Here is a 2,210-nt window from a genome sequence, read left to right on the forward strand (position 1 = left end):
ATATAAAGGTATTTTTAAGTTAAAAGATAAAGGTATTTTAAGTGAAAATGAAGCAGATATACTTTCAAACGCTTATATTTTTTACAGGAAACTTGAGCATTTAATTCAAATTAAAAACTGCGTCCAAACACAGCTTTTTAAATACAAAGAGGCAGATAAATATGCATTAAAAATTGGGTTAAAAAATGGAAATCAGCTTTTAAATTTATTAAATAGCTACAGAAAATCTATAGAACAAGTCTTTAATAGTTTAGAAATTAGAGAAGCTAAAAAACTTACAGTTGTCCAGAAATATGTTTTTACAAAACATTATGAAGATGAGGTTTTAAATTATTTTAAGGAAATTGGGTTTAAAAACCCTAAGTGGGCTTTAGAAAGAATCAAAGAAATATTTTTAAGCAAGGATTTTATACTTTTAAGTGAAGATTTTAAACAAGCTTATTTTGATTTTATACCTAAACTTGAGGAAATATTAAAAAAATTTCAAGATAAAGAAGATTTTTTGAGAAATTTAACAGAACTTTTAATTCAAGGTAAAATGCTTCCAATCTTTGCATCTGCACTTATCCAAAATGAAAAACTTGTTGAGTTTATATTAAATATTGCAAAAATTTCAGACTTTTTATCTGATTTAATGGCAAAAGACCCCCAGCTTTTAGATTATGCTTTTGGGGTAGAGGATATACCTCAAACAAAAAAAGATTTTGAAAAGGAACTTCAAACTATAAAAAATAAAGATTTTCTTGAGAAATTAAATAAACTTAAAAATATAGTGCAGGTACTTTCTGCCCTAAAATACTTGACCCAATTGCAGTCAAAATATGCAAAAGATAGACTAAAAGAGCTGAATAATACACTTTCTAATCTTGCAGATTTTATTTTGGAAAAGCTTTACAGACAAGAACATTCAGAAGGTCTTGCAATTTATGGACTTGGAAAACTTGGGAGCAGGGAAATGAATATAGGTTCTGACCTTGACATTGTTTTTGTATTTGAAAATCAGGATATGAAGTTAAAACATGGAAATGTACCTATAAATATTGTTAGCTCCCTAACAAAATACACAAAAGAAGGTATTTTATATCCAATAGACCTTAGACTTCGTCCTTATGGAAGGTCAGGAGAGCTTGCTCCAACACTAAACTTTTATAAAAATTATTTTAAAAACGAAGCCCGTTCATGGGAAAGACTTGCATGGACTAAAGCAAGATTTATAACAGGGGATGAAAATGTAAAAAAACAGATGAACGACATTATTGAAGATTTTCTTTTTTCAAAACCTGTAGATAAAGAATTTTTATATGATGTATATGAAATGAGAATGAAGCTGGAAGGACTTGCTGTTGAAACATCTGAAGAAATAGATATAAAACTCGGGTATGGTGGAATAGTTGATATAGAGTTTTTAATTCAGATAACCCTGTTAAAAAATAAAATAAAAAGCAAAACCACTTATGAAATAGTAGAAATTTATTTTCCGCACCTGCTGCAGCATTATTTATTTTTAAGAGAGGTAGAAACAAGACTTAGAATGATAAAAGGAATTGGGATTTCAAAAATATCTAAAAAATCTCCTCATTTATACCGGGTTGCCCATTCATTTAATATGGAGTCTAATGAGCTTTGGAATAAGATTTTAGATACAAGAAGAAAAGTAAGGGAAAGCTTTATTAAAAGTGTGAAGGCCGTATAAACGGCCTTTTATTTAAAACATAGACTGGTCTAAGTTTACAGCAACAACTTCTTTAACTTCAGGGATTTCCTGTTTTAATCTTTGTTCAATTCCGCCTTTTAAAGTCATTAAAGACATAGCACATCCAGAACATGCTCCCATTAATCTTACATAAACAGTTCCGTCTTCACCAATATCTACAAGTTCAACATCACCGCCGTCAAATCTTAAAGCAGGTCTTATCTTTTCTAAAACTTCTTCAACTTTTGCTCTATCTATAGTTGCTTGATTGTTTTCTGCCATCTTTATCCTCCATTTTTTTATTTCAATTATAATTATATACTTAAAGTAATGCCGTTGTATGATTTTTACCATAGGAGATAATATGAAAGGGGTCTTTATAACATTTGAAGGAATTGAAGGAGCAGGCAAATCAACACAGGCAAAAAAATTATACGAATATCTTATTAGCAAGGGCAAAAATGCAGTGCTTACCCGTGAACCGGGAGGGACAAAAACAGGAAAGAAGATAAGAGAA

The 2,210-nt window shown here is 29.8% G+C and carries 1 protein-coding gene and 2 pseudogenes; 2 read left to right on the top strand and 1 reads right to left on the bottom strand.

From position 1 onward, the window contains the following. Positions 1 to 1,693, top strand: a pseudogene (locus tag HG1285_RS04000) (glutamine-synthetase adenylyltransferase); the annotation flags it as partial. 12 nt (positions 1,694 to 1,705) lie between these two features. On the opposite strand, the gene HG1285_RS03995 reads toward HG1285_RS04000, so the two are convergent. Next, positions 1,706 to 1,975 (bottom strand): NifU family protein, encoded by a 270-nt coding sequence (locus HG1285_RS03995; RefSeq protein WP_008288745.1) that lies wholly within the window; start codon positions 1,973 to 1,975, stop codon positions 1,706 to 1,708. A gap of 82 nt (positions 1,976 to 2,057) precedes the next feature. Between HG1285_RS03995 and HG1285_RS03990 the strand changes: the two are divergent. Next, a pseudogene (locus HG1285_RS03990) lies at positions 2,058 to 2,210 on the top strand (thymidylate kinase); the annotation flags it as partial.

The organism is Hydrogenivirga sp. 128-5-R1-1 (genome assembly GCF_000171895.1).

Coding starts and splice junctions, on each gene's coding strand:
- HG1285_RS03995 (WP_008288745.1), bottom strand. CDS start 1,975: ATGGCAGAAAACAATCAAGCAACTATAGATAGAGCAAAAGTTGAAGAA.